Annotated in this window: 3 protein-coding genes and 1 pseudogene; all 4 read left to right on the top strand. The window is 34.5% G+C overall.

Features of this window, described 5'->3' with window-relative positions:
* On the top strand, nucleotides 1-278 hold a 278-nt coding region (locus AB4Y90_RS17770; protein ID WP_441558894.1), incomplete at its 5' end, for a heme-binding domain-containing protein.
* Nucleotides 279-283: 5 nt separating this feature from the next.
* A complete protein-coding gene (locus AB4Y90_RS17775; protein ID WP_441558895.1) occupies nucleotides 284-697 on the top strand; it encodes a thiol-disulfide oxidoreductase DCC family protein in 414 nt (137 codons plus the stop codon).
* 119 nt (nucleotides 698-816) lie between these two features.
* Nucleotides 817-1,470, top strand: a complete 654-nt coding sequence (locus tag AB4Y90_RS17780) for a DUF4290 domain-containing protein (RefSeq protein WP_441558896.1) — start codon at nucleotides 817-819, stop codon at nucleotides 1,468-1,470.
* A pseudogene (locus AB4Y90_RS17785) lies at nucleotides 1,470-1,811 on the top strand (UDP-N-acetylglucosamine 1-carboxyvinyltransferase); the annotation flags it as partial. The gene AB4Y90_RS17780 and the pseudogene AB4Y90_RS17785, both read left to right, overlap by 1 nt.

The following is a 1,811-nucleotide window of genomic DNA, read 5'->3' on the forward strand; positions in this document are numbered from 1 at the left end:
ATCCTTGGTACACCAATATAGCTCCGGCTTCATGGTGGATAAAAAACCACATCGATGAAGGAAGAAAACACCTTAATTTTTCTACATTTGCCACTTATGAAACCAAAAGGCAGATTCATAAAATGGAAGAATGCGTAGAAATGCTGGAAAAACACGAAATGCCTTTAGAATCTTATTATATCGGGCATCAGGATGCAAAATTAACCGACGACCAAAGAAAAGAACTCATCTCATATTTTAAAAGAGAGATTCAGGAAACGAAATTTAAAACTCAATAGAAACCATGCCGGAAATCTGGGAACAAAAACATATTGTATTTTTTGACGGCGAATGCGGCGTATGCAACTTTTGGGTGCAATGGATTCTTGAAAGAGATAAAAACGACCAGTTCATGTTTGCTTCCCTTCAATCAGATTTCGGGCAGAAATTTTTATCAGAAAGAGGTTTAGAAACAAAACAATTTAACACATTGTACCTTTGGAAACCTTATCAATATTACCTCATCAAATCTAAAGCTGTTTTAAAAATAGCCAATCTTTTAGGCGGAATTTATAATTTATCAGTTATCGGAAGACTGATTCCTACATTTATAAGTGATAAAATTTATAACAAAATTTCTGAAAACAGAATGAAGCTTTCGGCTCAAAAGTGCTTCCTGCCCGATCAGCATCAGAAAAAGAAATTTATTGAAGTCTGATTTGGTTCAGATTTTGGTATCTGTTTTTTGATAGTAAAACTTAAATTTTTCCATTAAATTTTTATAAACATTTWAGTTTTTAGAAACATTATTTTTATTAATCCATATATTTGCAGACTATGGAATACAATACCCAAAAAACTCATCTCAATATGCCGGAATACGGCAGGATTATACAACAGTTGGTTGAGCGTTGCAAAGAAGTTTCAGACAAGGAAGAAAGAAACGAAATGGCAATGGCAATCATTGATTTTATGGGTCAGAGAAACCCACAGCTCCGCGACGAAGAAAATTATAAACATAAACTTTGGGATCATCTTTACATTCTTGCCAATCACGACCTGGATGTAGATTCCCCATATCCTTTTCCTACAAAAGAAGAACTTTTAGAAAAACCAAAAAAAATGGAATACCCTAAACTTCAGGGTGATTTTAAATTTTACGGGAAAAGCATTCTTCAGCTCATAGAAAAAGCAATTGAACTTGAAGCTGGCGACGAAAAAGAAGCCTTAATTGAAGTGATTGCCAACAATATGAAAAAATCTTACAATGTTTATAATAAAGAGCATGTAACAGATGACGTGATCTTCCGTCACCTGAAAGAACTTTCCGCAAACAGATTAGACCTTACCGGTATAGAAAGCCTTGAGAAAAGCAAAATCTACTATGCTAACAATACCAACAGGAATAACAACAATAAAAACACGAATAACAAAAACCAATCCGCAAAAWGAAGATTTAACAATAACAACAATCATAAGAACAGAAGGTAATGAGTGGAACATTTCAAATAAGAGGAGGAAAAAGACTGCAAGGCGAAATCACTCCACAAGGAGCAAAAAATGAGGCTCTTCAAATTTTGTGTGCAGTTTTATTAACAGATGAAGAGGTAAGAATTAAAAATATTCCGGACATTCATGATGTCAACAGGCTGATCGAGATCTTGGGAGATTTTGGGGTAAAAGTTACCAAAAATGCTCACGGAGATTACACTTTCAAGGCAGACAATGTCAATTTTGATTATATTAAATCTAACGAATTTAAAAAAGACGGCGCTAAACTGAGAGGCTCAATCATGTTGATGGGACCCATGTTGGCTCGTTATGGTGAAGCT

Origin of the sequence: Chryseobacterium sp. 2TAF14, assembly GCF_052115105.1 — a bacterium.
Lineage (GTDB): Bacteria > Bacteroidota > Bacteroidia > Flavobacteriales > Weeksellaceae > Chryseobacterium.

Bases quoted from the DNA above. Each gene is read 5' to 3' on its own strand.
- AB4Y90_RS17775 (WP_441558895.1), top strand. From the start codon at position 284: ATGCCGGAAATCTGGGAACAAAAACATATTGTATTTTTTGACGGCGAA.